Here is a 336-nt window from a genome sequence, read left to right as displayed (position 1 = left end):
AAGCGCTCGCGGACATGCTGGACTACCTTCCACTGGCGCGGAATGACCTCCAGCGTCTCTGTTACGTCTTCGCCGACCTTGACCAGTCTGTGTGAGCCGCAGTGCTCACAGGCGCAGGGGGCGGGCTCGACCACGCGTTCACGCGGCAGATGTTCGGGCAGCGGGGCGCGGGCGNGGGATGATGCCAGCCGCAGCAGCGGCTTCCCCGGCGATGATCTCTGCTTGGCTGGCATCGGCTGTCGCATCGTCGAGCGCCAGTTCAAGCTGGTCGATCAGGCTACGGGCACGCTCGGCACTGCGGCCATAAAGTTGCTGGCGAAGCTTGGCGATCTCGAG

2 protein-coding genes are annotated in these 336 nt (G+C 65.7%); both read right to left on the bottom strand.

Annotated features, from left to right (window positions below; translation table 11 throughout):
• Window positions 1-134 (bottom strand): IS66 family transposase zinc-finger binding domain-containing protein (locus B7364_RS18445; protein ID WP_198534026.1); only part of this gene is annotated, 134 nt, incomplete at its 3' end.
• 4 nt (window positions 135-138) lie between these two features.
• Window positions 139-330 (bottom strand): IS66 family transposase, encoded by a 192-nt coding sequence (locus B7364_RS04245; RefSeq protein ID WP_456297782.1) that lies wholly within the window; start codon window positions 328-330, stop codon window positions 139-141.
• Window positions 331-336: the final 6 nt, after the last annotated feature.

Origin of the sequence: Aquidulcibacter paucihalophilus (assembly GCF_002105465.1) — a bacterium.
Lineage (GTDB): Bacteria > Pseudomonadota > Alphaproteobacteria > Caulobacterales > Aquidulcibacteraceae > Aquidulcibacter > Aquidulcibacter paucihalophilus.
Note: the sequence above shows the minus strand (reverse complement) of the source record. Positions and strands in the feature narration are given on the sequence as shown.